A 24,843-nucleotide genomic window follows, 5' to 3' on the forward strand; every position below is an offset into this window, starting at 1 on the left:
CGGAAGCTAATCAGCGGGGACTAATACCGTCCGGTAGCATCCCCCTGACTAGCTGAAACTATAGAAAAACAGCCTCTTCCCGGCTTAGCGGGAAGAGGCTGTTTTTCTATGCCTATTTGCTTTTCTATGTCTAATCGTGGGCTACTCAACCGCGGCTCCTCAAAACCAGCAGAGCTGGGGAAGATAATCGCCGCAGCGAGGAAAAACGCGCTTAGGGTCGCGCCGCGAAACGCTCAATCAGGTCCACCTGACCGGACACGATCAGAATGTCACGCGAGTGAATGCGGGTGGTCGCATCCGCGTAGGTGAAGTCCTCACCGGGCGACTTAATACCGACCACGGACACACCGTACTTGGAGCGGATATCCGACTCGGCGAGGGTAAAGCCGTGGGTTTCCTTCGGCGGGCGCATCTTCGCAATCGCGAAGTCGTCATCAAACTCAATGTAGTCCAGCAGTCGACCCGAGACGAGGTGCGCGGCGCGGCGGCCGGCGTCCGCCTCCGGGTAGACCACGTGGTGCGCGCCAATACGCTCCAGAATCTTGCCGTGCGCGGGGGTAATAGCCTTCGCCCAAATACGCTCCACACCAATGTCCACGAGGTTCGCGGTAATTAGCACGGATGCCTCCACGGAGGTGCCCACACCCACCACGGCGGAACCGAAATCGTCCGCGCCCAACTGGTGCAGGGTGTCGATATCGGTCGCGTCGGCGGAGACCACGTGCGTCAGCACGCCGGACCACTTCTGCACCAGCTCGGGGTCCTTCTCAATAGCAAGGACCTCCTTGTTCTGCAGGCGCAGCTGGGCCGCCACCGCGGAGCCGAAGCGTCCCAGACCAATCACGAGGACGGGGGCGTTATGTGCACTAGCCAATGGTGGGCCTTTCTTCGGGGAACTTGTAGAGGCGGCGGCGTGAACGCAGCGCCAGGCCGGTCGCGGCGGTTGTGGTGCCCACACGGCCAATGAGCATCAGGCCGCTGAGCACGTAGATACCGGCCGGCGGCAGGCTGGAGGAGAGACCATTCGAGAGGCCGCAGGTCGCGAAGGCGGAGATGACCTCGAAAATGACCTCCTTGAGGTCCGCGCCGCTAATAATCAGAATCGACGCGGCGCCGACACCTACCACGGTAGCACCCATAACAATCACGGAGATAGCAATACGCAGGGAGGACTCGGGGATGGTGCGGTTGAACGCGACAACCTTCTGATCGCCTCGCGCCTCAGCAAGGATAGACAGGGCAATCACGGCGATGGTCGTGACCTTCACGCCACCCGCGGTCGAGCCGGAGCCACCGCCAATGAACATGAGCATGTCCGTCAGGAGCGTGGAGACGGGGGTAATGCTGCTCATATCGACCAGATTGAAGCCGCCCGAACGCATCATTACAGAAGCAAAAATGGCGTTCAGAACCTTGTCGCCTGCGGAGTAGTCACCGATGGTGGCGGGGTTGTTCCACTCGAAGAGACCCCAGAAGAACGCGCCAAAGGCGAAGAAAAACAGGGTCGTGACGGTGGTCAGCTTCGCGGTGAGCGACCAGTGGCGGGGGCGGAAAGGATGATGCTGAATCGCAATGAAAACAGGGAAACCGAGCGAGCCCAAGAACACCGCAACGCAGATGGGCACGAGCAGGAAAAGGTCATGGCCGTAAGGCACGATGCCGTCGGAATGCGGAGTGAAGCCTGCATTGTTGAAAGCTGAAATAGCGTAGAAGATGCTGTGCCAGATGGCTTGGAACGGGTCTTCGCCGAGGGTCAGGAAACGAGGAATCAGCACAAGCGCAATGATTGCCTCGATGGAGAATGAAGCATAGGAGACGCTCTTGATGATGCCACCGACCTCGCCAAGACGGCTGATGTTCAGGTCTTCCTGTGCGATGAGTTTGGTGCGCAGACCCATCTTACGGCCGATAGCCAGCGCCAGCAGGGAGGTAATGGTCAGAGTACCCAAACCACCGACCTGACAAGCCACAAGAATCATTGCCTGACCGAAGGTGGACCACTGCTCGGCGGTGGAGACGGTAGTCAGGCCGGTCACCGTCACCGCGCTGGTAGAGGTAAAAAATGCGTGGTGGAAAGGCGCGGGCTGCCCATCATTGGAGGAGATGGGCAGTAGCAAGGTGAGCGTAAAGAAGATGATGACCAGCAGAAACGCAGTGATTGCGGTGCGCGAAGGCGAGGCAAGAACGGTCACGTCAATAAAGTCACGGAACCGTTCGAGGGTCTGCAGATTGAACCCCATGGGGGCGCGCTTACGCTGAACCTCGGAGGTTTCGCTCACGTGGTCGCGTAGGGCAAGCAGACGATCGAGGTCAATACCGGGCACACTCGTGAGGATGCTAAGGTTTTCGGCCTCGAGACGGTCGCGTCGACTACGGTGAACCTGCTGCTTTTGAGGCACGGATGTGGTGCCGCTGAGGGTGTCCCAGCGGCGGTTGAGCTGGCCCTGGGGGTGGTGGTGTCGGCGCCGGGTGCGGCGGAGTATGCGTCCCATGCGCCTCCTTCAGCGGGTCTGGGTGTTGGTGTGTTGGGCGGCGGATATGTGCCTGTTTTGACGCCTTCTAGTGTATCGCGCCGGGTGCCTACTGAGGGGGTTGAGGCTCTGGTGGTTTGGGGGTAAATATGTGAGCTTGGAGAAGGCGTGCGGTTGGTTTTGTGGGTGGAACCACGAAAACTATATATTCTGAATTAGCTATATAAGTATTGAGGGTCTGGGTGGCTCGCATATGCCTAGGATGAGATACAGGAAATCTCCACGAGATGTGATAGGCACTTCATGCTTTTCTCCCCTTCAGTGCTTCATATTGAGGTAGCATTCAGCGGTCTTTCAGAATTTTTGAAGGTAATTTCTGTATCAGCCTCATTCTAAGCTTGAGGCGTCACTTTATATGTCATAATCGCTATATGCATTCTGATGTTTTTTCTGTCATCGCGGATCCGACTCGCCGCCGAATTGTGCGTATTCTCGCTGAGCAAACCCACACGGTGGGTGCAGTGGTTGAAAAGCTGGGCATGAGCCAGCCGACCATTTCGAAGCACCTGAAAGTCCTTCGCGATGCAGATGTGGTCTCCGTGACCGTGGAGGGGCAGCGTCGCCTCTACTCCCTGAACCCGGATGTATTCGCCACCGTGACCGAGTGGATCAACGAGACCGTTCAGATTGCACGTCAGTCCAATGAGGCGCACGCACCCGTGGCACTGCCCGGTGGCGTGACTGCATCTGCCTCCGATAAGACGGCAGCTGAGAAGCCGGTCGAGAAGACCTCCGAAAAGAGTGCTCCGAAGCCCGAGGCGACCGACTCCGAAACTCTCACCGTTGAGGCACCCACCTCCGAGGAAATCGAGCAGGCTCGCATTCAGCGCGCCCGCGCACAGTACCTGACCCCCAGCGCGCGCATCTACTCGCGCCCTGCGGAGCAGGCTGCTGAGAGTGCCGCTTCCGAAGCTGTCGCTGAGAAGGCAGGAGCTACTGAGCCTACCCCGCAGGAAGAGGCAGTGGACAGCACCCCGATGCGCCCCTTCACTCCCGCATCGTACGGTTACGATGCTGGGGTGACCCCCGCGGCGTTGGCAACCCCCGCTCAGCCCGCTACCCCGGCGGCATCCGCTGAGGTGAAGCCCGCTGAGACCACCAAGACCACTGAGGCGAAGCCTGTCGTAGAGGATAAGCCGGTGGTAATCGCTCAGCCTGCGGCTGCGGTGTCTTACGGTATTGACCCGGCTGCGGTTGTGGGTGGTTCGATTCAGCCTATCGCTGTGATCCCCGAAGCTCCTGCTGCCGAGGAGCCTGCGGTGGCTGAGAAGACTGTCAACGAACAGCTTGCAGAAAAGGCTGAGGAGAAGCCCTCGGTTGAAGAAACCGTAGTTGCTGAGAAGCCTGCAGTTGAAGAATCTGCCCCCGAGAAGGCCGCTGTAGAAGAGTCTGACAAGGCTGAAAGCAAGTCTGAGCCCTCCTCTGAAGAGGCTGAGTATCAGACCATGCCCGCCTACGATTCGGTGTACCGCCCCAGCACTGAGACGACCAGTACCGAGGCGAAGGACACCCATCGCGGTGGTCTCTTCGGCTTCCTGCGTGGCCGCCGCCGCTAAGGCGCGCCCTGACGCCGTTCAACCTCCGGCATAACTTATCGATAAAGCACACACACTCTCACTCACCTTTATCTAACCGAAAGACGCATTCACGTGGCTATTCATCGTAAAATTCTGCGCTGGCTCGAGAACGAACTGTTCGAGGGCAATATTCAGCTGGGTCAGGACCTGCCCAGCGATAGCGAGATTGCGCGCGCTATTGGTGTGGGTCGTTCCCGCACTCGCGAGGCTCTGCGCACCCTGGAAGATATGGATCTGGTGCAGCTGTACAACGGCCGCGGCAAGGAAATGCTGGTACACCTGAGTGATGAGCCTGCCGCTGCCGCGAGTGCCGCTCTGCGCCTGCACATGTCCAGTTCGCGTTACCCGACTCGTGACCTGGTGCAGACCCGTATTCTGCTGGAAAGCTGGGCGATTGCGCGTATTGACCCGAAAACCGTCTCCTTCGCGGAGATGGACGAGGTCCTGGAGCAGATGGAAGACTTCGACCTGTCGATTCGTGACTTCCTGGAGCTTCTGTTGACGTTCCACCACCAGGTGATGCGTTGCGGTGGTAACGAGCTGCTGGTGGGTCTGCTCGCGTCGGTGCGTCAGCCTAGCTTTGAGTCGATGCTGTCGCTGGTGGGCCGTATGCCGCTGTGGAGTAGCGCTGTGGAGCGTTTGCGTGCTGAGAGTCGCGCTATTGCGGAGGCTCTGAAGGCTGGCGACGCTGCGACTGCGCGTGCCATGGTGATTGGTCAGCTGCGCGGCATGTATTCCGATGCCGGTATTGACCTGGAGCAGGAGGCGACCTCTGCGAATGGTCTGCCGGGTGAGCCGATTGCTTCTGAGTTTGCGCCGGTTGATGTGGATGAGTTTGCCGCTGATGACTTTGATGATTTGATGCAGGATGACCCGTCCTTCGCTGATGTGGAGGGTCTGCCCGCCGCAGATGCACCCGTTGCGGCACCCGCTTCTGTGGAGCCTGCGGCTGAGCCTGTTCAGGCTTCTGCTCCGTCTTCTGTCGTGGAGTACACGGTGCCTGAGGGCGATATTGTCTACATTGAGGAGACTGCTGCTGAGACTCCTGTGGATCGGGTTGATGAGCCTGCCGAGGTTCTTTCTAGCTCTAACGCTTCTGGCTCTGACAAGGTAGAACGTTCCATTCCCGCTGTTGCTCAGCCCGCACCTGCTGCAGCTCCTGCAGCTCCTGCTGCTCCCGCGCAGCCTACCGCTCATTCGGTGAGCGCGGATGTGCCGCTGAGCTTCGGCACCCCGCGCCGTAGCACCTCGGTATCGCAGGTTACCCCGGCTGCTTCTGCGGCACCGGTTGCTTCTGTAGCGGCTAGCTCCCAGACTCTCGCTTCCCAGCCCCTCAGCTCGCAGACTCTCAGCTCCCAGACCCCCAGCGGTCAGCTGCCGAGTGTCCCTGCCGCGTACGCGCAGGAAGAGGCTGAGGGTCCCGCGAAGGTTCTGCGCGCCTCCACGGCGGCTCCGCGTCGTCGTAGCGGCCAGATTGTTTCCCCGGTGCGTGCGACCATCATTAAGCCTGTGGATCGTAGCAAGGTGCTGACTGCGCCTGCCCGTACCGCGCGTCCCGCGGCTGTTGTGACTGCCGCGGCTCCTGCGGAGTCTGAATCGGCTGAGAATGTTCTGCGTGCCCCTGCGCGCCAGGAGGCGCCCGCCGTTCAGCCTGCTGAGCCTACCCGCCTTGAGGCGGCAGCGACCATTCACGATACTTACGAGAAGCTTCCGCATGAGGAGCCGGTGCAGGAGCGCGGCGGCATCTTCTCGAAGATGAAGCGTTTCTTTGGCGTGGATGTGTACGAACCTGAGCATGACGAAGCGCAGGAGAGTGCCGAGAAGGAGCAGGTCCTGAAGGCTGAAACGAAGCCCGAGTCCCAGCCCGTCATTGATGAGGAGGCGCTGGCTCGTGCCGAGGCTGAGCGTGCTGAGCGTTTGAAGGCGTTGCATGCGGCGGCTGAAGAAGAGGCGGCTGAGGAAAGCGCCGCTGAAGAGGTTTCGGTAGAAGAGCCGCTTGAAGAACCCGCTGAGGCTTCTAATCCCGCCCAGGAATCGGCTGCGGAATCGGTAGAGGTCGCCTCCTCGGCTGAGGAGAGCGCTCCTGAGGATGCTGTAGCTTCTTCCGGTTCGGTGCTGTCTCATGGCCGCGCTAAGGGCTCGAAGAAGTCGAAGAAGAAGCGCCGTTAGGGCTACCGAATCCCCGTTTTCGCCCCGAGATATCCTCGATATACCCGCGGGAAAAGCGGAAATTCAGGGAAAAACTCCTGAAAAGCCGCTCTCGAATGGTGAAAATGGGGGTAAACCTAGTACTCTAGGTAGGTAGCGCTCTAAAACGCAAGGGTATTTCTGTGCCTAAAATGCGTTTTGGATCGGTTATACCGGTATAAATATCCCCGGGTAGCTACCGAGTCGAATGGCTCGGCCGGGTACGAGTAAAGTGAGGAAATCCTATGGGTTCCGTTATCAAGAAGCGCCGCAAGCGTATGTCCAAGAAGAAGCACCGCAAGCTGCTTCGTAAGACCCGCCACCAGCGCCGCAACAAGAAGTAAATAGACTTCTTTCGCCCCGCCCTCCGTATGGAGAGGCGGGGTTTTCGCGTTCCTGCAGTTTTGGCGGGCCGGGTTTTGTACGCCAGGTTTTGTATTTGTAGAGGGTATGTGCGGGTCACTTGTTTGGGGTGCGGCGCGCTATCTGAGAGACTGGGATTATGACTGAAACTTCCACCATTAAAGTTCACCTCATGCGTCACGGCGAGGTGCACAACCCCGAGCGTATCGTGTACGGCCGTCTGCCCGGCTACCGTCTGTCCGATAAGGGCCAGCAGATGGTGCGTCTGAGCGCTGAGGAGTTCGCGGCTCGTGCTGAGCGAGGCGCCCGTTTCGTGCATCTGGTCTGCTCGCCGTTGCAGCGTACCCGTGAGTCTGCCGCCCCGGTTGAGGAGCTGCTGGGTCTGACCGCGCAGCCGGATGAGCGCGTCATTGAGGCGGATAACTACTTTGAGGGTCTGCACGTGAACGCGCAGGAGCTGCTGAGGAAACCGCGTCACTGGACGAAGCTGTACAACCCGGCGCGCCCCTCCTGGGGTGAGTCGTACCTGGATCAGATTCGCCGTATGGCTGCGGCTGTTCAGGATGCGGCGCGTACCGCCTACGAGCGCGGCGGTGAGGGTGCGGAGGCGATTATTGTGTCGCACCAGCTGCCGATTTGGATTACTCGCCTGGGCGTTGAGGGCCGTATGCTGCAGCATGACCCGCGTGCCCGTGAGTGCAACCTGGCGTCGATTACGACTCTGGCGTTTAGCACCACTGATTTTGAGCATGAGATGCCGCATTTTGTGGGGTATTCGGAGCCTGCGGCGCCGCTGTACGGTGGCGTGATTCAGCTGCCCGGTAGCTGAAACATCCGGTAGCTAGTTCCTGAAGCTGTTTTTGAGCATAGTAAGAGGCTGTGAGCCCATCCGTTGCGGATGCGCTCACAGCCTCTTACTGTAAACCTTTAGGGGTGCGAGCCTAGCTGTCCTGACTAGTTCTGCCCGTTACCCTGATTCGGCGTGCCGTCCTCGGGATCCTTAAGCTCAGGGTCCTTAGGCTCGGAATCCTTATGAGCAGAATCCTGCTTGTTGTTCGATTCTGCTTCGCGGCTGTGGCGTTCGCGTTCTGCTTTTGCTTTGAGCCAGCGCAGGTACTCTTCATCGTCGTCGGGGGAAGATACCGAGGGTGCCGGGGTGTTGCGTCGCTGACCGAAGCCGGGGCGAGGAGCGCCTGCTGCGGGCTGTGCCTTGGGGCGGCCCAGGATAAGCCACATGAGCGGGCCCACCACGGGGAAGAGCAGGGTGACGAGAACCCACAGCCACTTGGGCAGGGTTCGCGCCTCGTGTGCGGGGGTGCGGACGGCGTCCAAGAGGGTGTAGAGGGTCAGCCCCACGATGAGGGCGGCGCCGCCAATAATCAGCATGGCTCGAATCATAAGCACTACTATGACATACCGCCGCGTTATTGCGGAACTGTGAACCGGGTGCCCGCTAGCGGCGTAATGGCGCGGTAATCCGGCGCAGATTTGTACGTCGGCTTAGTAACCGGTGAACACCTGAACCTCGTGGCTAATAATGTCCAGCGAGCCCAGCCACACGGCGAGGGCAAGGATCACGGAGTATACGAGCGCCACAATACCCGCCTGCTTGAGCACGGGAATCAGGTCGCGGCCGCCGCGCGTCCACACGGTCACGCAGGAGTGGATGGTCGGGCCGACCAGCAGGAAGATCAGCAGGAACCAGGGGTTTTCATCGAGCAGGAGCACACCCAGGCCCAGTGCCAACGCCATCTCCACGATGTAGGTGATGCGCGACCAGCGTTCGCCAAGGCGGACCGCCATGGTCAGCTTGCCCGCCTCAATGTCGGTGGGAATGTCACGTACGTTATTCGCCATGAGCAGCGCACAGGAAATCAGACCAATGCCGATAGCACCAACCCAGCCGAGCAGGGTCAGGGCGTGCGCCTGCGTGTAGAGGGTGCCCAGGGTCGCGACCAGACCAAAGTAGACGAAGACGAACACGTCGCCCAGGCCCATGTAGCCGTAGGGGTGCTTGCCGCCGGTGTAGCCCCACGCCGCGAAGACGCTGGAGGCGCCAATCGCCAGGAACCACCACTGGTTCGCCAGAGCCACCAGGGCAAGACCGGCAAGCATCGCTAGGCCGAAGCAGGCGAAGGCGGCGTACTTGACGGAGCGGGGGCTTGCCACGCCGGAACCGACGAGGCGTAGCGGACCTACGCGGTCTTCGTCGGTGCCCTTGATGCCGTCGGAGTAGTCGTTGGCGTAGTTCACGCCGACCTGCAGGAAGAACGCGACGAGGAACGCCAAGAATGCGTAGAGCGGCTTGAATTCGTTGACCTCGTAGGCGGCAGCTGAGCCGGCAATAATGGGGGCGACGGCGAGCGGCAGGGTGCGCAGGCGAGCGCCTTCAATCCATTGGGCGGCAGTTGCCACGGGGGTTCCTTCCGGGTCTATGTGCGTATGATGCGTGGGTTTTGTGATGAGACGGGTTGTGACGGTGACGGTCAGGGCGTGCGACTGCGTGTGCGGGGTGAAAACCCGCGGATGAGCCTGCTTTAGCCCTGACGGTAGTCTCTGTCCAGGATACTGTATATTTTTGCGCGGTCCGGCTTGCCGGTGCTGGTGAGCGGGAAATCCGGCAGGATGCTCAGCTGCTTGGGTGCGGCGGGGGCGCCGAGCTTTTCGGCGCAGCGGGCACGCAGCAGGGCGCAGAGTTCTTCGTTCAGGGCGGGGCGATTCTCGGTAGGCGCAACCGCGGCACCGGCAGAAGGTACGAGCGTGACCGCGGCGGCAATGGCTGTGCCCCAGCGGGCATCGGGTAGGCCGACTACGCAGGCTTCGCGTACGGTGGGGTGCTCTTCGAGGACGGTCGCCACGGCGCGGGCGGAGATTTTTACGCCTCCGCTGATGAGTACGTCGTCGCTACGGCCGAGCACCTGCAGGCGCTGCTCACTACAGTTCTTGTTGCTGTTGGGCGCCGCTGCAGGGCTCAACAGCCCGTAGTCGTCGGTGCGGTACCAGTGGGTGCCGTCGGCGGCGGTGAAGAAGTGCTCGGCGGTGCGGGTGGCGTCGCCAATGTAGCCGCTGGCGAGGTGCGCACCGCTGATCCAAATACGGCCCACCTGCACAGACTCTTCATTCGCCGACTTCCCCTCAATATCCGGTACGGCGGGCATACCTTCTTCGGGGACGAGTTTAACCCGCACGCCGGGCAGTACGGAGCCGGAGTAGACGCATCCGCCGGCGGTTTCGGCACTGCCGTAGGTGGTCACCGTGTTCAGCCCCAGGGCGGTGGCGGCGGCGAGCAGGTCGGCGCTGGCGGGGGCGCCTCCGAGTAGGATGCCAGTGAAGGAGCCGAGCGCCTCGTGAATTTCAGCGCCCAGGTGCGGGTTGGTGTCCGCGCTTTCGAGCAGTTTATGGAGCTGGGTGGGCACCAGGGAGATAAACCGGCGTGCCGAGCTCATGCGCTCAACCGCCTGCAGGAAAACCTCGGGGCTAAAGTGCACGGGCTCGGTCACGGAGCGGGCAATGACCGGGGCGGTGCCTGCGAGCACGGAGCGGGCGAGCACCTGCGCGCCGGCAATATAGTGCGCCGGAAGAGCCAGAAGCCACTGCGAGGCGGCATCGGAGTTTGAGCCGAAGAAGCGCTCGGTGGCTGCCGCGCTAGCGGCAAGAGCTCGCGCGGTCAGTGCGGTGCGTTTGGGGGTTCCGGTGGATCCGGAGGTGCCCACCACCAGGGCAATAGGCTCCGCAGCCGCGCCCGCACCAGCATCCGCCGCGTACCTGCCCAGTAGCTGCTCAAAGGCGCCCAGCATGGTGTGCGGGTCGGCGGGCTGGTCGGCGCGCACCTGTACCGCCTGCGGGTGCAGGGCAGCCTCCTGCGGGGCGGGGGAGGGCATGAGCCCGGGTACGGGGGTGTTCATCATGGCTAAATCCTTAGCGGCTGTTGGTAGCGGCTGCGTGCTGTTATGCGCCGGTGTCATATGCCGGGGCGGGGAAAAAGAGAGGGGCGGCATCAAATGCGCCGGAGCCGGATTCTTAGCTGAGGTTCTCAGGGTTGAATCCGGCTCCGAGCCTATGCATCTGAAACTACTTCTGTAGAGGGGACTGTCTCTTAGAAGTAGTAGGGGTAGTTGGACCAGTCCGGGTCACGCTTCTGCAAGAACGCGTCGCGACCCTCCACGGCCTCGTCGGTCATGTACGCCATGCGGGTTGCCTCACCGGCGAAGACCTGCTGGCCGAGCATGCCGTCATCAGGCAGGTTGAAGGCGTACTTGAGCATGCGGATTGCCTGCGGGGACTGGCGGGCGATGTGCGCCGCGTATTCCAGGCCCTTGTTTTCGAGTTCTGCGTGGGGGACTACGTCGTTGACTGCGCCCATTTCGTACATGCGCTGTGCGTCGTATTCCTTGGCGAGGAAGAAGATTTCGCGGGCGAACTTCTGACCCACCTGGCGTGCGAGCAGTGCCGAACCGTAGCCCGCGTCGAAGGAGCCGACGGTTGCGTCGGTCTGCTTGAACTTGCCGTACTCTTCGGAGGCGATGGTCAGGTCAGCTACCACGTGCAGGGAGTGGCCGCCGCCTGCAGCCCAGCCGGAGACGAGGGCGATAACGACCTTGGGCATGGTGCGGATGAGGCGCTGCACTTCCAGGATGTGCAATCGGCCTGCGCGTGCCGGGTCGATGCTTTCTGCGGTGTCGCCGCTGGCGTAGTGGTAGCCGTCGCGGCCGCGGATGCGCTGGTCGCCGCCGGAGCAGAACGCCCAGCCGCCGTCCTTGGCGGAGGGGCCGTTGCCGGTGAGCAGTACGGTACCTACGTCGGAGGTCATGCGGGCGTGGTCGAGGGCGCGGTAGAGTTCGTCCACGGTGTGCGGGCGGAATGCGTTGCGGACCTCGGGGCGGTCGAATGCGATGCGCACGGTGGGCAGATCGCGTAGGATTTCGCCGTTTTCGTTGCGCTCAACCTGGCGGTGGTAGGTGATGTCGGTGAAGTCTTCGAAGCCTTCGACGACGCGCCAGTCGGCGGGGTTGAAGATGTCCGAGACCTTTTCGGGAAGTTGTGCAGTCATAGACCCTATTCTACGTTGCCCGGGCGCTGTCTGAGGCTGTGAACTTGGTTGCCCGGTATAGCGAATCAGGTTGCCTAGCATAGCGAATCAGGTTGCCGAGCATATAGGAAGGCCCGGACCGCGTGTGTGCGGCCCGGGCCCTAGAGATTGGGTAAGGAACCTTACCCAGTCTTGGTTACCTAGGGGCTACTTGACCTTTGCGAGCTCTACCGCGCGGTCGAACTCTTCGTCAATGACCTGGTTCTTCTTGTAGGTGACCAGGGAGACGATGATTGCGACCAGCATTGCCGAAGCGAAGCCGGGAACCATTTCGTAGAGCACGGACTTCATCGGGCTCTGGCCCCATGCAAATGCCACAACGGCACCGGTGATCATGGAGGCGAGTGCACCCTGGGTGGTCAGCTTACGCCAGTAGAGGGAGAGCAGAACGGTCGGGCCGAATGCCGAACCGAAGCCAGCCCAAGCGAATGCGACCAGCTGCAGAATGGAGCTGTTGGGGTTCCATGCCAGGGCACCGGCGACCAGTGCCACGATTGCCACGCCTGCACGGCCGAGCCACAGAGACTTGGACGCGCTGAGCTTCTTCGAGGAGAAGATGCCGTAGAGGTCCTCCACCAGAGCGGAGGAGCACACGATCAGCTGCGAGGAGAGGGTGGACATAATTGCCGCCAGAACCGCAGCCAGAATCAGGCCCGCAACGAGGGGGTGGAACAGAATCTGGGAGAGGTCCAGGAAGACCGACTCAGCGGTTTCGGGGTTGGTGAGGGATGCCTCGGGGTGGCGTGCAAAGTATGCGATACCCATGAACGCGCCGCTCAGTGCACCGAACACGGTCAGGACCATCCAGCTGATGCCGATGCGGCGGCCGGACTTAGCGTCCGCGGGGGTGCGCATTGCCATGAATCGCACGATAATGTGCGGCTGGCCGAAGTAGCCCAGACCCCACGCGAGGGATGAAACGATACCGGCGAAGGTGGTGCCTGCGAAGATGCTCAGCGCGTCGGGGCGTACCTGGCTGATGGACTCAACCACGGGGCCCACGCCGCCGAGGTCAATAATGGTGACGACCGGAACGGCAATGAGTGCTGCGAGCATGAGCAGGCCCTGAACCATGTCGGTGTAGGATGCGCCCATGAAGCCGCCGAAGAAGGTGTAGAACACGGTGATGCCTGCCAGCAGGAGCATACCGGTGTGGTATTCCTGTCCGAAGGAGGACTTGAAGAACAGACCGCCGGACACCATGCCGGAGGAGACGTAGAAGGTGAAGAACACCAGAATCACGACGCCGGAGACGATGCGCAGTACGCGCTTGGTGTCATGGAGGCGGTTGCTCAGGAAGACGGGGACGGTCACGGCGTCGCCTGCTACTTCGGTGTAGCTACGCAGTCGCGGTGCCACGAACTTCCAGTTGCACCATGCGCCGATGGTCAGACCGACGGCGAGCCATGCCTGGGAGAGGCCACTGAGGTAGACGGCGCCGGGCAGACCCATGAGGAGCCAACCGGACATGTCGGAGGCGCCCGCTGAGAGAGCGGCGACGGTGGGGGAGAGCTGTCGCCCGCCCAGCACATAGTCGTCAAGACTGTTGTTTTTGCTATTTGCCCATAGGCCGATTGCGATCATGGCAACAAAATAAATCGCCAGCGCGATGACCTGGTATGTACTCGCGGCCATAATGTTCCTTCTCTCCTGGTGATAGTGTGCGCCCGTGTGTATTTATGCGCTACCCCATAACTTTATGAGTGGCATAGGATACAGTCTAGGCTTTGAGGGGCTGAAAATAAAGTCTATTTGACGTCTAGGAATGAGAAGCTATGGAATAAATATTTATTTTCTGTGTAAATTCCTTGGTCGTACACGTGGGGCAATGTGGGAGCGTGTGCGAAAAAGTGCCCGAAAAACCCCTGGAATTCAGGGTTACGGGCACTTGAGTGAAAGATATGTAGTTGAAAAGCAACGCAAACGCTCAATGGCATATGCATCTAAAACGAATTAAACGAAAAATTTAAAAGCCGTTCGGAGTGTTGAACTGTTACACAACAATGTCACAGAGGCTTAGAGATCCCTCACAACCCACGGCTCAGAAGCCATACGAGCCGGGTCAAAACGCTCCAAAATCGCCGCTGCATTAGGCACCGGAACATCCGCGGAATGGGCGGAGCCATCAGCGTTATACACCGGAATAGACGCGGCAATCCAACCCAAAATCGTCGGAATCTCGACACCCGCCTCACGTAGCTGCGGCAGGGTTACCGCCCCGTCACGCTTCGCCAGGCGCTTACCCTCCTCGTTGAGTGCCAGCGGCACGTGAGCGTAACGCGGCTGCGTCAAACCCAAAAGTTGCGCCAAATACGACTGGCGAGGCGCCGAAGGGAGCAGATCATCACCGCGCACAATCTGCTCAACCCCCACAAACGCATCGTCCACCACGGAGGTCAGGTTATAGGCGTAGGTGCCATCATTGCGCACCAACACAAAATCATCCACCAGCCCCGTGTAGGTGCCGTAAAGATCATCCTGCACCGTGTAGCTCGTGCACTCGGCACGCAGGCGCAGAGCCGGCGGACGCTGAGCACGGCGCTCCTCCCGTTGCGCCTTGCTCAGCTCACGGCAGGTGCCCGGGTATGCGCCCGGCGCACCGTGCGGGGCGCTAGAAGCCTCCTGAATTTCGCGGCGGGTACAGAAGCACTCATAGACGAGGTTCGCCTCGCGCAGCTGCGCAACCGCCTGCTCGTAGGCGGCAAGGCGCGTGCTCTGATACAGTACGCCCGCCTCTTTGATCTCGGCTCCCTCAACGCGCTCTGTCGGGGCGCCGGGGCTCGCGTCCCAATCCAGGCCCAGCGCCGCCAAATCAGCAATCTGACGCTCTGCAGCACCCGGGCGCACGCGATCCAAATCCTCCACGCGCAGATAGAAGGGCTTGCCACCGCGGCGAGCCATCGCCCACGCCAAAATAGCGGTACGCAAATTACCCAGATGCAAATCCCCCGAGGGGGAGGGGGCGTAGCGTCCGGTACCGCTGGGGAAAGGCTGAGCTGAGGGAGGGGTAGGGGAAGAAGTCATACTCCTATCCTATAGGGGCGTTAGATGCGGGGTAACCGTGCGCACGACTCTAGGTTGAGTGGCATCGTGGCATAAATATTGCTTCTACGGATGCGCGCCGGGCTTTTCGAGGGGCTCCTTTGGTGATGATGTGCTGTTCAAACAATCCAGAGAGGTTGATAAGGCTCACCACTTTCTTATCACTAGAGATAATTTTGTGCAAAATAATTCACTTTCATTGCCTTGAATTGTTACCGAACAGTAAATTTCTGTTCTCTGGAAGCCCGAATAGCCCCGCAAGTACCAAAAATTACAGTAGGGTTGTATCTATGGCTCGTACTATTGAACTCGCAGACGGCGTGTACCGCATTGCGACCGACAACTACCGACTGAACACCGGACTGGTCCTCGGACTGGAGCGTGCACTAGTCGTAGATACCGGCGCAGGTCCCCGTCAGGCAACCGAAATTTATGATGAGGTTCGCCGTCTCACGCGCCTTCCTATTACCGTTGTAAACACTCACGGACACTATGAGCGTTTCTTCGGCAACGATGTTTTCGCGGCAATGGGTACCGAAGAATTCTGGGCGCATCCTCGCGCCGCGCGTGCAATCCGTAAATACGGTGAGGCGCAGCGTCCCTACGTCGAGACGCTGGAACCGGAAATGGCACACAATCAGGGTGCCGCCACCAATATTGTCGTTCCCAACCGCCTGGTCGCCAATAGGGGCGACGGCATCACTTTCACCCCCATCGACCTGGGTGAGCGTAGCGCAACCCTCATGTACATGGGACCCGGCCACACCGACGGTGACATTATGGTCGGTGTAGAGGACGTGCTGTTCATGGGCGGTCTGATTGAAGAGGGTACCGACCCCTACTTTGAGGATTCTTTCCCCGACCGTTGGATTGATACTCTCGGTGCCGTGCTCGAATTTGATCGTTACCGCGTGTTTGTGCCCGGTAACGGTGAGCCGGTAGACCGCACCTTCGTGGAGCGTGAACGCAACACCATGGTGACCGCTATTGAGTCGATTCGTTCCTCCACTTTAAATCGTGATGACGAGGCGACGACCGCGGCAATGTATAAGTTGCCGTATGCACCGGGTGCTACTCGCTTCCTGCTGGATCGTTTGGCTCAGCTTGAAGGCGCACCGGTAGCGGCGTACCTCGAAGCGGATCACCCGGATACCAGTGGTTTCACGGGTCCGATTACTCTGGGTCAGGCTTCGTACTAAAACCCCGTATGCAATATGCCTCATGGGGCATAAATACAGGTGAGGGCTGGTTTCTATGATAGAAACCAGCCCTCACCTTTTATATACCCATAACCTTAGGGCACGTATTTAGCGCTGAACGTACTGGGCGCGCATTGCCTCGCAATCAGCCTGCAAAGAAGCCGGGACTTCACCCATTGCCTCGCAAAGCTGCACGAAACGGTGACGCCAATCCAGGTGCTGCAGCGCCTGACGAATCTGCTGCTCACCCTGCGCGGGGGTCCAACGGGAGACCGCATCGGCAACCTGCGCGAGGCCCGCGCGTGCATCCGCATGATCAATGTCGATGGTCGCGCCATCCCAAAGGATTTCACGTACGGTGGTGGTGTTCGGAACCTTGCCGACCACGGTCACGCCCGAAGCCAGGGCATCGGTCCAACGACCGGTGATGTACTCCTTGGTCGGGTGAGTGTACGGCGCCGGGCTGACCGAAGTGGAGAACGCCAGCAGGAACTTCGCGCGGTTCAGCGAATCCTGCAGATGCTGAGCCGACTCGCGGTCATTTGCACCGAAGGGCGGGCGGCCCTCAAAGCTCAGACCCAGCTCAGCGGCGAGGGCGGCGGTCGCCTCGTCATCTTCGTAGGCGGCGGGCTGACGGCCCACGCGCAGCAGGTCGGTGCTCTTTGAGCCCAGAGTAGCCAGACGGTCGCTGAACTTGCTCCAAACATCCGCACCCCAGGGCAGAACGCCGGGGTTCTTCACGCCCGCGGCAGTCCAGGGCTGAACGTCGTCAACATCCGCAACGAAAATACGGTCGTAGGTGGAGGACTTAGCCACCGCAGGAATACGGTCATCCCAGAAGCTATCAATCACCCAGCCGTAGACCGCGCCGTAGCGGCGGAACGCGAAGGAACGCTGCGAAATGGCGTACAGCTGACCGGGATCAGAAGCAATCACCAGGCAACGCTTCGAGCCGCCCTTGAGGCGGGGCAGACGCGCCAGAAGCTTCGTTTCCTTGCTGAGGGATGCGCCCACATCCACGGTGTGCACGGTGCCGCCGGTGTAGCGGGCGAGAAGCTCCGCCATGGCGTGTACGGGAACCCAACCGGCTCCGGAGGGGACAGCAACAATAATATCGAGTGAGCTCATGAGAATCCTTGGGGGCAACGTCCGCCGCATGCACCGGGCTCACCGGGGTAAAACCTCGGGTCGCGGGCGGTGTGCATCAGCGGCAAGAGCGTGAATGTCAATAAATGATAGATAGGGTGCCTTACGTCAGCAGGCGCGCAAAAACGCGAATGCAGCGGCGAGTGAAACCGCTACGACCGGCTAGCGTTCAGCCACGGAAGGCTACGGCACAGGTAGTTTTCAGTATATCGGTCAACCCTGCGCACGGGGCTTAGCCTGCAGCCTTTAGAAACGGCTTTAGGGTGTGTGAATGCGCACCTCAACGCCCGATTCGGTTCCAAAACCGGCAGCCATACGCGCCAAATCAGTATTCGGGGCGGCAGCCACCGTGAAGAAACGATCCACCGCAGCGGTGAACTGCTCCTGACGAGCCATATCACCGTGTTCAAGGGTCGTGAAAATACCGCCGCCGGCATCGTCAAAGACCTCAACGCGCAGTTCGGGCAGAAGCTCAGTATTCGGCAGGTTCAGCGAGGACACATCGTGCTGGAAGGTCAGATCGCCGCACAGCAGGGTCACCGGCAGGGCGGCACCACCAATAATCGGGCGGGAGTTCTCATCTACACCGGCAGGGTAGTAGCCAGACAGGGATACACCAATAGCGGTCGCAATCGTGCCGTCAATACCGGCAAGACCGCGATTAGCAAACACGCGCGCGGGGGCGGGCTCACCCAGAGCGGGGGCTGCCGCATCCAAATCACGCACCAGGTTTGAAGAACCCAGTACGAGCAGGCGGCGCTGAGCCACCGCATCCTGCCAGACGCGGCGGGCGTAGGAGCGGCCGGCGGTGCGGTTGCGGTAATCGGTGTAGTCAACCGAGCTCTCAGCGCTGCCTACTGAACTCTCAGCACCGGGGTGTTCGTAGGCGGCAATGGCGCGCAGGCACTCATCCTGCAGCTCGCGGGCGGGCTCAACCCACTGCTCTAGCCAGCTCAGCTCGTCCACCAGCTCATCAGCGGTAGCAGAGGATGCGCACGCAAACTCGGCGAGCTCGCGCGGGGTCGGCAGCTCCACGAAGGAGCGAGCGCCCGGCTCGTACCAGCTGGCGCGGCGCGGGGCGTAGAACGCGCACTGAATATCTTCGCGTTCCAGCAATGCGGTAATCGGGCGCGAAAGCGTCGGGTGGCCGAAGAGCACCACACGCTCAATCTGCGCGGCGGGGGCGAACGAACCATCAGCGAGCAGCTGCGGGTAGTGAGGAATGGAGGTTGCGCCGTGGCGCGCCTCGGAGGAAGGCTCCGCAAACAGCGGCAGGTTCAGCACGCGCGCGAACTCAGCCGCAAACTCGCCGGCACCGTCAGCGGCAACCACCACGGTGCGGTGCGCCGGAGTGAACTCCGCCAGGTCCGCCTGCGCCTCCAAAGAATCCAGAAGCCAACGCTGCTCGGCGCTGGAGAGCCCGGAACCTTCAGCGCGGGCGGCGCGGGCACGGCCCTCAGCCTGCGGGTCGTAATCCTCCAGCAGGCTCTGCGCCCACTGCGGCAGCATCTGCGCAAAACGGCCAGAGGGGGTCAGCGGCGTATCGAAACAAATGTTCAGGTGCACCGGGCCAATCGGCTCCGCCGACTGCTTGCGCCAGTGCTCGGCGCTACGACCGGTCAGCGCATTCAAGCAGGCGGCAAAAGCCTGAGTCTGCTCGCCCTCCACCTGCTCGGGGTAGGAGGTCAGATCGGCTTCAGCACGCACAAAAGGATGGAAGAAACTCGCCTGACGGGTCGTCTGATTCACGCCGCTACCGCGCAGACGCTCCGGGCGGTCCGCGCTCAGCACCGCCAGGGGCACGCCGGCGTGGTACGCCTCCATGACAGCGGGCACGTACTCGCCCAGAGCCGTACCGGAGGTGCACACCAGACCCACGGGCTGACCGGACGCCTTGGCAATACCCAGGGCAGTAAAGGCTGCACTTCGCTCGTCCACGCGCACGTGCGCAATGAGGGCGCCGGCTTCAGCGGCGGCGGCAATAGCGTACGCAAGAGGTGCGCTACGGGATCCCGGAGACACGACAACATGCCGCATACCGGCACGAATCAGCGAATCGAGCACGGATACTGCGGTGAGCATGGCGGGGGTTGAGCGGTTTTCAGTCACCGTACCATTCTAATGCCGTAAGGTTTTTCATTCAGTTATGGTTACCCTTCACGGGTGCAACCTTGATAACTACAGTCTTCACAGTCCGGAGGCGCGTTCCAGTACCCGGTAGCAGGCAGTGACTCGCTCCACCCACCACTGGCGGGTCTGCTTGTCGGTGGCGAGACGCTCCAGGCGCTGCGGGCTGGGGGTGATGGTGCGCAGATCCATGAACCCGTCGCGGGCGATGAGCGGCTCGTCGGTAACGTCCTCAGCCATGAGGGAGACCGTGCCCAGACCGCACCCGTACCTCAACGTAGGTAGGGAGGCCGCCAGAGAGGCACCGGTGGCAATGCCCACCGAAGACTCCAATGCCGAAGAAACCACCGCCGGAAGCTGCGCCTGCTCAACCAGCGCGAGCGCACGACGCACACCACCCAGCGGTGCCGCCTTAATAACCATGAGGTCCGCGGCGTTCGCGCGAGCCACCTTCAGCGGGTCTTCCGCCTTACGGATCGACTCGTCGGCGGCAATGCGGGCGGGCAGCCCCTCCTTGGCGATGGCAAAGCGGAGCGCAGCCATGTCCTCAATGGTCGCCACGGGCTGCTCGGCGTAGATAATGCCGTACTCGCAGAGCTTGCGTAGCGCTTCAAGGGCACCGGCGAGGGTGTAGCCCATGTTCGCGTCCACCTTCAGGCGTGCATTCGGGAGTGCATCTCGTGCCGCCGCCACGCGGGCAATATCGTCGGCGAGGCTCTGACCCTTCTCCGCCACCTTGATTTTCAGTTCCTGAATCTCACCCTCGTACTTGGCGAGCACCTCCGGCACACGCTCCGCAGGTACTGCGGGCAGAGTGGCGTTCAGCGGGATGCGCGTACGCACCGGCTCCGGGGTGGGCAGCCACGCCGCCTCCAGCGCGCAGGCAAGCCACGCCGCAGACTCCTGCGGACCGTACTCGAGGAAGGGCGCGAACTCGCCCCAGCCGTACGGGCCGCAAATCAGCGCGCTCTGGCGGCTATTGACCCCACGGAAGGTGACCGTCATCGGAATTTCGACCGTGAACAGGTTCTCCAGAACCTCCTGTAGCGGCGGCAGGGGAGTGTTCGTGAGGTGAAAACCGTAGCCGAGAGGCGGCACGCTCATACTGGTGTTCAAGGTATCTGCCCTTCTGTGATGCGCTATGAGCTCACCATAACATTCCGGGGGCGGGTGGGTGCGCTCGCACCCTGTCACGCATTCTCTGGAAACTCTCAGGTTGTGGTCGAAAAAACTTTAGTTTTTCATAGCTTAACCTGGGATAGTAGGTAGTTATTCGCCCGAGAACTCGGACGGTGCTTCGCATAAAACGGCAGCTTGGGGGCTACTGTTTTGAGGGGCTGGCATCGGCGGGCTCGGGTATGGCTAACAGACATGAGGGCGAGAAGGGACGAAGGGTTATGAAGAAGACACCGCAAGCGAATACATCAGGTTCGGGAAACTCCGGTTGGGAGAGCTCCGAAAACCTCGACGCTACCAGTGTGCTTCACCCCGATGACGTGCGTGCAGCCGCTGCCGATAACGCGCCCACTACGGTGTTTTCCTCTGATGAGACTGCGGTTCTCTCCGATTATCAGGACCCGACTGCGGTGCTTTCTGATTATCAGGACGCTACCCAGGTGCTCGCCTCCCACGAGACGGCTACCCCTGCTACTGCGCACAGTGATGACCGCACGAAAGTTTTGACGGATTACGGTTCCTCGCCGGCTAACAAAACTGCGCCTGCAGGTTCCATGAATACCGGTTCCGCGAACGCTGAATCGGCGAATACCGAAGTTATTTCTTCGCACCCCGACACCTCAGAGGTTATTGGTGCGACCCGTCCTTTGCCGCGCGTTTACCGTGCCCCCATTAAGATTCCTGAGACGATTCCCTCGCCGCAGGAACGCGCCTCTCAGGGGAACTACAGCGCGGATGAGCCGATGCAGGCTACGCGCCGCCTCGATCCGCCGAAGCCTCCGGTGAGCGGTTTCCCGCTGAACAATCAGATGGGTGCCTCCCCAATGGGTGCGCCTCAGATGGGTGCTCAACAGCCTCTTCCCACGCGTGCGATGCCTCCGCAGGCACCTCAGCAGCCGGTGGCTTATCCTCCCGAGGCGTATCCTGCCGCTGCCTACCCGAACGGTGCGTATGTTCAGACCGGTCAGGTTCCCGTGGATGCTTCGGGTCGCCCGGTGAATCGTCCCGGCGAAGAGCAGGGGCATCATCTTCCGAGTACCGGTATTTTGATGCGTCACGTGATGGCGTTGCTGTTCTTGGGCCTGTCTCTCTACGGCGCGTTCGTGTTCTTCATTTATACGGCGACCGGCCAGCAGGTTGATGAGCAGGCGTACACCGAGTACGCGAACCAGTTCAAGAGTTACCGCGGTCCGACCCTGACGGCGTTGGATTCTTTGCCCACGATTGTTGGTGTGATTGCGGTGCTGGGTCTGATTGCGGTGCTGATTTGGAAGCACCGGTTCCTGCCCTCGCTGATTGGCGTGCTAGTTGGGGCTGCGGCGGTGACGAGTACGTATCTGCTCAAGCACTACCTGATCGTGAAGCCCGACCTGGGTGTTCAGGAGGCGCTGAGCAACTCGGCGCCCAGTGGCCACACGACCTTCGCGGCGGCGGCTGGCGCGGCGCTCTTCCTAGCGGCGCCTCGTTTTTTGCGGCCCACGGTGGCTCTCTGCGCGGCGTTGGCGACCTGCCTGACGGGTGCCTCCACGATTATTAACGGTTGGCATCGCCCGGCGGATGTGGTGACCGCTATTCTGGTCACCGCCATCTGGACGGTCGTGGGTATGGGCGTGTTGCGTTATGTGCGTCCGGCAGATTTTGCGGTGCCGGCGCGCGGTGGTTTGGTGCTGGTGCCGTTGATGACGATTGCGACGCTGTTCCTGTCGTTCTGCGCGGTCATCCTGTATCTGATTGCGATTTTTGCGCCGATTCCCGGTGGTGCGTTTACCGCGGCGACCTGCATGATTATTGCGGTGAGCTTTGGTACGACGGCGTTGATGGTGAACCTGTTGCGTCCGCGTAATAGTAATCGCTCCGCCTATTCGAAGGTGTGGAGTTATCAGTAAATGTTGTTCCCCTCCTTGCGCGGGATGTTTCAGCTTGATGTGAGCTGAGATATTGTCCGGGTGCGGGGAGGGGAATACAATATAAGAAATTTAGTATTTTTAATACCAATATTAGAGAGGGGGTGCGCGCCCCCTTTCACTCACCCCTGAAGAGAAAGGTGCGTACCATGGCAGGTGCCCATGAAGGCCGCGTCCTCGTATTCCCCCAGCTCACCGAAGCGCTGACCCCCTTTGAAGATAAGCCCCAGGCCCGCAAGATCGTTGATGCCGACGGCGGCAACCTGACCCTCATGGAACTGGCTGCAGGCCAGTCCTGGCACGAGCACCACAGCGTCCACCCCGTCTTCGTGCAGGTGCTCAAGGGTGAAGTTATCTTCCACGTGAAGGACCGCGATATTACCCTGGTACCCGGCAAGCCGATTCACGTGACCGCCAAGCTGCTGCACTCCCTGCGCGCCGTGAAGGACTCCACCCTGCTAGTGACCATGCTGACCGGCGAATCGCACCCCGAACCCAAGGTTAACATCGACGTCGAAGAGGTCTAAACCCCGGCCTCTAAACCCCTGACCCCAAAACCTTAGCTCGCCGCCGCATCTGCACAGGATGCCGCGGCGAGCTTTTTCTCTGTCTTCCTGCCCTCACATATGCCGGTGAGAATACCCTCACGCTACGCCCTGAGCTTTCTGCACGCCGGTTCACCCCGCGTGAGCGTACCCTGAAAGTACCCGCCCGCTAATATGCCCGCTACCACTGCAGGGAACAACCCGAAAGGGGAGCAACCCGAAAGGATACGCAATGCCCAAGTCACTGCAACGCCCCGTTGTTCTTCTCACCGGCGCCAGCTCCGGTATCGGCTACGACGTGGCGCCGCTACTGGTGCGCTACGGCTACACCGTCTACGGTGCTGCCCGCCGCGTTGAGAAGATTGAAGAGCTCGCCTCCGAGGGCGTGAAAGCGCTCAGCCTGGACGTTACCGATGAGGCGTCCATGGAAGCCGCCGTGCAGCAGATCATTGATGCAGAAGGCCGCATTGACGTGCTCATCAACAACGCTGGCTACGGATCCTACGGTGCTATTGAAGACGTCCCCATCGACGAGGCACGCCGCCAGTTCGAGGTGAACCTCTTCGGCCTCGCGCGCCTCACCCAGCTGGTGCTGCCGCATATGCGCGCACGGGGTAGCGGGCGCATCCTGAATATCTCCTCAATGGCGGGGCGTATTACCTCGCCCCTGGGTGCCTGGTACCACGCCACCAAGTACGCCCTCGAGGCGTTCAGCGATGCACTGCGCATGGAAGTTGAAGAGTTCGGTATTGACGTGGTCATTATCGAGCCCGGCGGCATCAAAACCCCCTGGGGACTCATCGCGGCAGACCACCTCGAGGAATCCTCCCGAAACGGTGTCTACGCGGCTCAGGCGCAGCGGGTTGCGGCAAATATGCGTAAGCTCTACTCGCCGTCCTCCAACCTCTCAGAGCCCAAGGTTATCTCTAACGCTATTCTGCGAGCCCTGGAGGCGCGCCGCCCCAAGACCCGCTACCTCGTGGGATTCGGCGCTAAGCCCTCCGTGTTCCTGCATACCGTGCTGCCCGACCGTCTCTTTGACAAGGTTGCGCGCCGTATCTTCTAGAACCGAAATAGCCGCGAACTAGAGCATTAAAAAGCGGGCGGTGCTGCGCGAAACAGAATGTTTCGTACAGCACCGCCCGCTACGTTTTTCAAGAGCTAGTACTAGTCTACTACGGCGTGGGTCGGATCGAGCACGCGCGCCAAGAAAGCCTGAGTACGTTCGTGCTGGGGGTTGCCAATCACCTGATCGGCGGGACCCTCCTCCACGACCACGCCATCGGCCATGAAGACGACCTTATCGGCGACCTCGCGGGCGAATGCCATCTCGTGGGTCACCACAATCATGGTCATGCCCTCGTCAGCAAGGTTGCGCATAATGCTCAGAACCTCGCCGACCATCTCTGGGTCGAGTGCACTGGTCGGCTCATCGAAGAGCATCAGGTCCGGGTTCATGGACAGCGCACGCGCAATAGCCACACGCTGCTGCTGACCACCGGACAGCTGAGCCGGGAAGCGGTCTTCCTTGCCCTCCAGACCAACCTTGGCGAGCTGCTCGAGGGCAACCGCCTCCGCCTCCGCCTTGGAACGACCCAGAACCTTAATCTGAGCGATAGTGCAGTTATCCAGAATGTTCAGGTGGCCGAACAGGTTGAACTGCTGGAACACCATACCCATGTGGGTACGCACGCGGTTAATGTCTACATCCGGGTCGGTGACCTCGGTATCGCCCACCATGATGGTGCCGTCATTCGGCTCCTCCAGCAGGTTCACGCAACGCAGCAGGGTGGACTTACCGGAACCCGAAGGACCGATAAGGCACACGACCTCGCCCGGCTCGACCTGCATGTCAATGCCCTTGAGAACCTGAACCTTGCCGTAAGACTTGTGCAGGTTAGAAATGCGCACCGAGGAGGCGGCCATGGATGAAGTTGAAGCAGTCATAGTATCTTCC

General features: G+C 60.7%; 20 protein-coding genes. 8 read left to right on the forward strand and 12 right to left on the reverse strand.

Going from position 1 to position 24,843, the window contains the following annotated elements:
- Positions 1 to 211: 211 nt before the first annotated feature.
- Both HMPREF2845_RS01760 and HMPREF2845_RS01765 read right to left on the reverse strand, forming a co-directional pair.
- Positions 212 to 874 carry a potassium channel family protein gene (locus HMPREF2845_RS01760; protein ID WP_005504725.1) on the reverse strand — a complete coding sequence of 221 codons (663 nt, stop codon included), beginning with the start codon at positions 872 to 874 and terminating at the stop codon, positions 212 to 214.
- Positions 867 to 2,492 (reverse strand): TrkH family potassium uptake protein, encoded by a 1,626-nt coding sequence (locus HMPREF2845_RS01765; RefSeq protein ID WP_070633738.1) that lies wholly within the window; start codon positions 2,490 to 2,492, stop codon positions 867 to 869. The genes HMPREF2845_RS01760 and HMPREF2845_RS01765 overlap by 8 nt, the downstream gene beginning before the upstream one ends.
- Before the next feature lie 410 nt (positions 2,493 to 2,902).
- Between HMPREF2845_RS01765 and HMPREF2845_RS01770 the strand changes: the two genes are divergently transcribed.
- The 4 genes from HMPREF2845_RS01770 to HMPREF2845_RS01780 all read left to right on the forward strand — a co-directional run bounded on the left by HMPREF2845_RS01770 (position 2,903) and on the right by HMPREF2845_RS01780 (position 7,487).
- Entirely contained in the window at positions 2,903 to 4,087 is a 1,185-nt protein-coding gene (locus HMPREF2845_RS01770) for an ArsR/SmtB family transcription factor (protein WP_070633739.1), read from the forward strand.
- A 93-nt stretch (positions 4,088 to 4,180) separates the two neighbouring features.
- Positions 4,181 to 6,277, forward strand: a complete 2,097-nt coding sequence (locus HMPREF2845_RS01775; protein WP_070633740.1) for a FadR/GntR family transcriptional regulator — start codon at positions 4,181 to 4,183, stop codon at positions 6,275 to 6,277.
- Positions 6,278 to 6,540: 263 nt separating this feature from the next.
- A complete protein-coding gene (locus HMPREF2845_RS09075; protein WP_005504750.1) occupies positions 6,541 to 6,639 on the forward strand; it encodes a 30S ribosomal protein bS22 in 99 nt (32 codons plus the stop codon).
- A gap of 158 nt (positions 6,640 to 6,797) precedes the next feature.
- The gene (locus tag HMPREF2845_RS01780; RefSeq protein WP_070633741.1) at positions 6,798 to 7,487 is read left to right on the forward strand and encodes a histidine phosphatase family protein; all 690 of its coding nucleotides are present in this window, start codon (positions 6,798 to 6,800) and stop codon (positions 7,485 to 7,487) included.
- Between the two features lie 125 nt (positions 7,488 to 7,612).
- Here the strand turns inward: HMPREF2845_RS01780 and HMPREF2845_RS01785 are convergent, their stop codons facing one another.
- From HMPREF2845_RS01785 to gluQRS, 6 genes are all read right to left on the reverse strand, one after another.
- Positions 7,613 to 8,056: a PLD nuclease N-terminal domain-containing protein gene (locus tag HMPREF2845_RS01785; RefSeq protein ID WP_070633742.1), complete on the reverse strand. Its 444-nt coding sequence runs from the start codon at positions 8,054 to 8,056 to the stop codon at positions 7,613 to 7,615.
- 102 nt (positions 8,057 to 8,158) lie between these two features.
- Positions 8,159 to 9,073 carry a 1,4-dihydroxy-2-naphthoate polyprenyltransferase gene (locus HMPREF2845_RS01790; protein ID WP_049356262.1) on the reverse strand — a complete coding sequence of 305 codons (915 nt, stop codon included), beginning with the start codon at positions 9,071 to 9,073 and terminating at the stop codon, positions 8,159 to 8,161.
- 122 nt (positions 9,074 to 9,195) lie between these two features.
- Positions 9,196 to 10,566, reverse strand: coding sequence for an AMP-binding protein (locus HMPREF2845_RS01795; RefSeq protein WP_070633743.1), 1,371 nt, complete (start codon positions 10,564 to 10,566; stop codon positions 9,196 to 9,198).
- Between the two features lie 188 nt (positions 10,567 to 10,754).
- Complete coding sequence (locus HMPREF2845_RS01800) at positions 10,755 to 11,708, reverse strand: 1,4-dihydroxy-2-naphthoyl-CoA synthase (protein ID WP_070633744.1); 954 nt, start codon at positions 11,706 to 11,708, stop codon at positions 10,755 to 10,757.
- 186 nt (positions 11,709 to 11,894) lie between these two features.
- On the reverse strand, positions 11,895 to 13,382 hold the full coding sequence (gene putP, locus HMPREF2845_RS01805; protein WP_070633745.1) for a sodium/proline symporter PutP: 1,488 nt from the start codon (positions 13,380 to 13,382) through the stop codon (positions 11,895 to 11,897).
- 381 nt (positions 13,383 to 13,763) lie between these two features.
- Positions 13,764 to 14,771: a tRNA glutamyl-Q(34) synthetase GluQRS gene (gluQRS, locus tag HMPREF2845_RS01810; protein ID WP_070633746.1), complete on the reverse strand. Its 1,008-nt coding sequence runs from the start codon at positions 14,769 to 14,771 to the stop codon at positions 13,764 to 13,766.
- Positions 14,772 to 15,079: 308 nt separating this feature from the next.
- On the opposite strand from gluQRS, the gene HMPREF2845_RS01815 reads away from it, so the two are divergent.
- Positions 15,080 to 15,988 (forward strand): MBL fold metallo-hydrolase, encoded by a 909-nt coding sequence (locus HMPREF2845_RS01815; RefSeq protein ID WP_049356271.1) that lies wholly within the window; start codon positions 15,080 to 15,082, stop codon positions 15,986 to 15,988.
- Positions 15,989 to 16,096: 108 nt separating this feature from the next.
- Here HMPREF2845_RS01815 and HMPREF2845_RS01820 read toward each other — a convergent pair whose 3' ends face one another.
- The 3 genes from HMPREF2845_RS01820 to HMPREF2845_RS01830 all read right to left on the reverse strand — a co-directional run bounded on the left by HMPREF2845_RS01820 (position 16,097) and on the right by HMPREF2845_RS01830 (position 20,365).
- The gene (locus HMPREF2845_RS01820) at positions 16,097 to 17,116 is read right to left on the reverse strand and encodes a glycosyltransferase (RefSeq protein ID WP_049341039.1); all 1,020 of its coding nucleotides are present in this window, start codon (positions 17,114 to 17,116) and stop codon (positions 16,097 to 16,099) included.
- 276 nt (positions 17,117 to 17,392) lie between these two features.
- Positions 17,393 to 19,243, reverse strand: coding sequence for a 2-succinyl-5-enolpyruvyl-6-hydroxy-3-cyclohexene-1-carboxylic-acid synthase (gene menD, locus HMPREF2845_RS01825; RefSeq protein ID WP_070633747.1), 1,851 nt, complete (start codon positions 19,241 to 19,243; stop codon positions 17,393 to 17,395).
- A gap of 78 nt (positions 19,244 to 19,321) precedes the next feature.
- The gene (locus HMPREF2845_RS01830; protein ID WP_070633748.1) at positions 19,322 to 20,365 is read right to left on the reverse strand and encodes an o-succinylbenzoate synthase; all 1,044 of its coding nucleotides are present in this window, start codon (positions 20,363 to 20,365) and stop codon (positions 19,322 to 19,324) included.
- A 293-nt stretch (positions 20,366 to 20,658) separates the two neighbouring features.
- Between HMPREF2845_RS01830 and HMPREF2845_RS01835 the strand changes: the two genes are divergently transcribed.
- From HMPREF2845_RS01835 to HMPREF2845_RS01845, 3 genes are all read left to right on the forward strand, one after another.
- Positions 20,659 to 22,323 (forward strand): phosphatase PAP2 family protein, encoded by a 1,665-nt coding sequence (locus HMPREF2845_RS01835; protein WP_070633749.1) that lies wholly within the window; start codon positions 20,659 to 20,661, stop codon positions 22,321 to 22,323.
- A gap of 167 nt (positions 22,324 to 22,490) precedes the next feature.
- Complete coding sequence (locus tag HMPREF2845_RS01840; protein WP_049341046.1) at positions 22,491 to 22,868, forward strand: cupin domain-containing protein; 378 nt, start codon at positions 22,491 to 22,493, stop codon at positions 22,866 to 22,868.
- A 250-nt stretch (positions 22,869 to 23,118) separates the two neighbouring features.
- Positions 23,119 to 23,952 carry an oxidoreductase gene (locus HMPREF2845_RS01845; protein WP_049327512.1) on the forward strand — a complete coding sequence of 278 codons (834 nt, stop codon included), beginning with the start codon at positions 23,119 to 23,121 and terminating at the stop codon, positions 23,950 to 23,952.
- Between the two features lie 101 nt (positions 23,953 to 24,053).
- On the opposite strand, the gene HMPREF2845_RS01850 is transcribed toward HMPREF2845_RS01845, so the two are convergent.
- Positions 24,054 to 24,833 carry an amino acid ABC transporter ATP-binding protein gene (locus HMPREF2845_RS01850; protein ID WP_049349160.1) on the reverse strand — a complete coding sequence of 260 codons (780 nt, stop codon included), beginning with the start codon at positions 24,831 to 24,833 and terminating at the stop codon, positions 24,054 to 24,056.
- Positions 24,834 to 24,843 lie beyond the last annotated feature (10 nt).

This window comes from Rothia sp. HMSC065B04 (assembly GCF_001812285.1).
GTDB classification, from domain to species: domain Bacteria; phylum Actinomycetota; class Actinomycetes; order Actinomycetales; family Micrococcaceae; genus Rothia; species Rothia mucilaginosa.

Bases quoted from the DNA above. Each gene is read 5' to 3' on its own strand.
- HMPREF2845_RS01765 (WP_070633738.1), bottom strand. From the start codon at position 2,492: ATGGGACGCATACTCCGCCGCACCCGGCGCCGACACCACCACCCCCAG.
- HMPREF2845_RS01770 (WP_070633739.1), top strand. From the start codon at position 2,903: ATGCATTCTGATGTTTTTTCTGTCATCGCGGATCCGACTCGCCGCCGA.
- HMPREF2845_RS09075 (WP_005504750.1), top strand. From the start codon at position 6,541: ATGGGTTCCGTTATCAAGAAGCGCCGCAAGCGTATGTCCAAGAAGAAG.
- HMPREF2845_RS01780 (WP_070633741.1), top strand. From the start codon at position 6,798: ATGACTGAAACTTCCACCATTAAAGTTCACCTCATGCGTCACGGCGAG.
- HMPREF2845_RS01785 (WP_070633742.1), bottom strand. From the start codon at position 8,056: ATGATTCGAGCCATGCTGATTATTGGCGGCGCCGCCCTCATCGTGGGG.
- HMPREF2845_RS01795 (WP_070633743.1), bottom strand. From the start codon at position 10,566: ATGATGAACACCCCCGTACCCGGGCTCATGCCCTCCCCCGCCCCGCAG.
- HMPREF2845_RS01800 (WP_070633744.1), bottom strand. From the start codon at position 11,708: ATGACTGCACAACTTCCCGAAAAGGTCTCGGACATCTTCAACCCCGCC.
- putP (WP_070633745.1), bottom strand. From the start codon at position 13,382: ATGGCCGCGAGTACATACCAGGTCATCGCGCTGGCGATTTATTTTGTT.
- gluQRS (WP_070633746.1), bottom strand. From the start codon at position 14,771: ATGACTTCTTCCCCTACCCCTCCCTCAGCTCAGCCTTTCCCCAGCGGT.
- HMPREF2845_RS01815 (WP_049356271.1), top strand. From the start codon at position 15,080: ATGGCTCGTACTATTGAACTCGCAGACGGCGTGTACCGCATTGCGACC.
- HMPREF2845_RS01820 (WP_049341039.1), bottom strand. From the start codon at position 17,116: ATGAGCTCACTCGATATTATTGTTGCTGTCCCCTCCGGAGCCGGTTGG.
- HMPREF2845_RS01830 (WP_070633748.1), bottom strand. From the start codon at position 20,365: ATGAGCGTGCCGCCTCTCGGCTACGGTTTTCACCTCACGAACACTCCC.
- HMPREF2845_RS01835 (WP_070633749.1), top strand. From the start codon at position 20,659: ATGAAGAAGACACCGCAAGCGAATACATCAGGTTCGGGAAACTCCGGT.
- HMPREF2845_RS01840 (WP_049341046.1), top strand. From the start codon at position 22,491: ATGGCAGGTGCCCATGAAGGCCGCGTCCTCGTATTCCCCCAGCTCACC.
- HMPREF2845_RS01845 (WP_049327512.1), top strand. From the start codon at position 23,119: ATGCCCAAGTCACTGCAACGCCCCGTTGTTCTTCTCACCGGCGCCAGC.
- HMPREF2845_RS01850 (WP_049349160.1), bottom strand. From the start codon at position 24,833: ATGACTGCTTCAACTTCATCCATGGCCGCCTCCTCGGTGCGCATTTCT.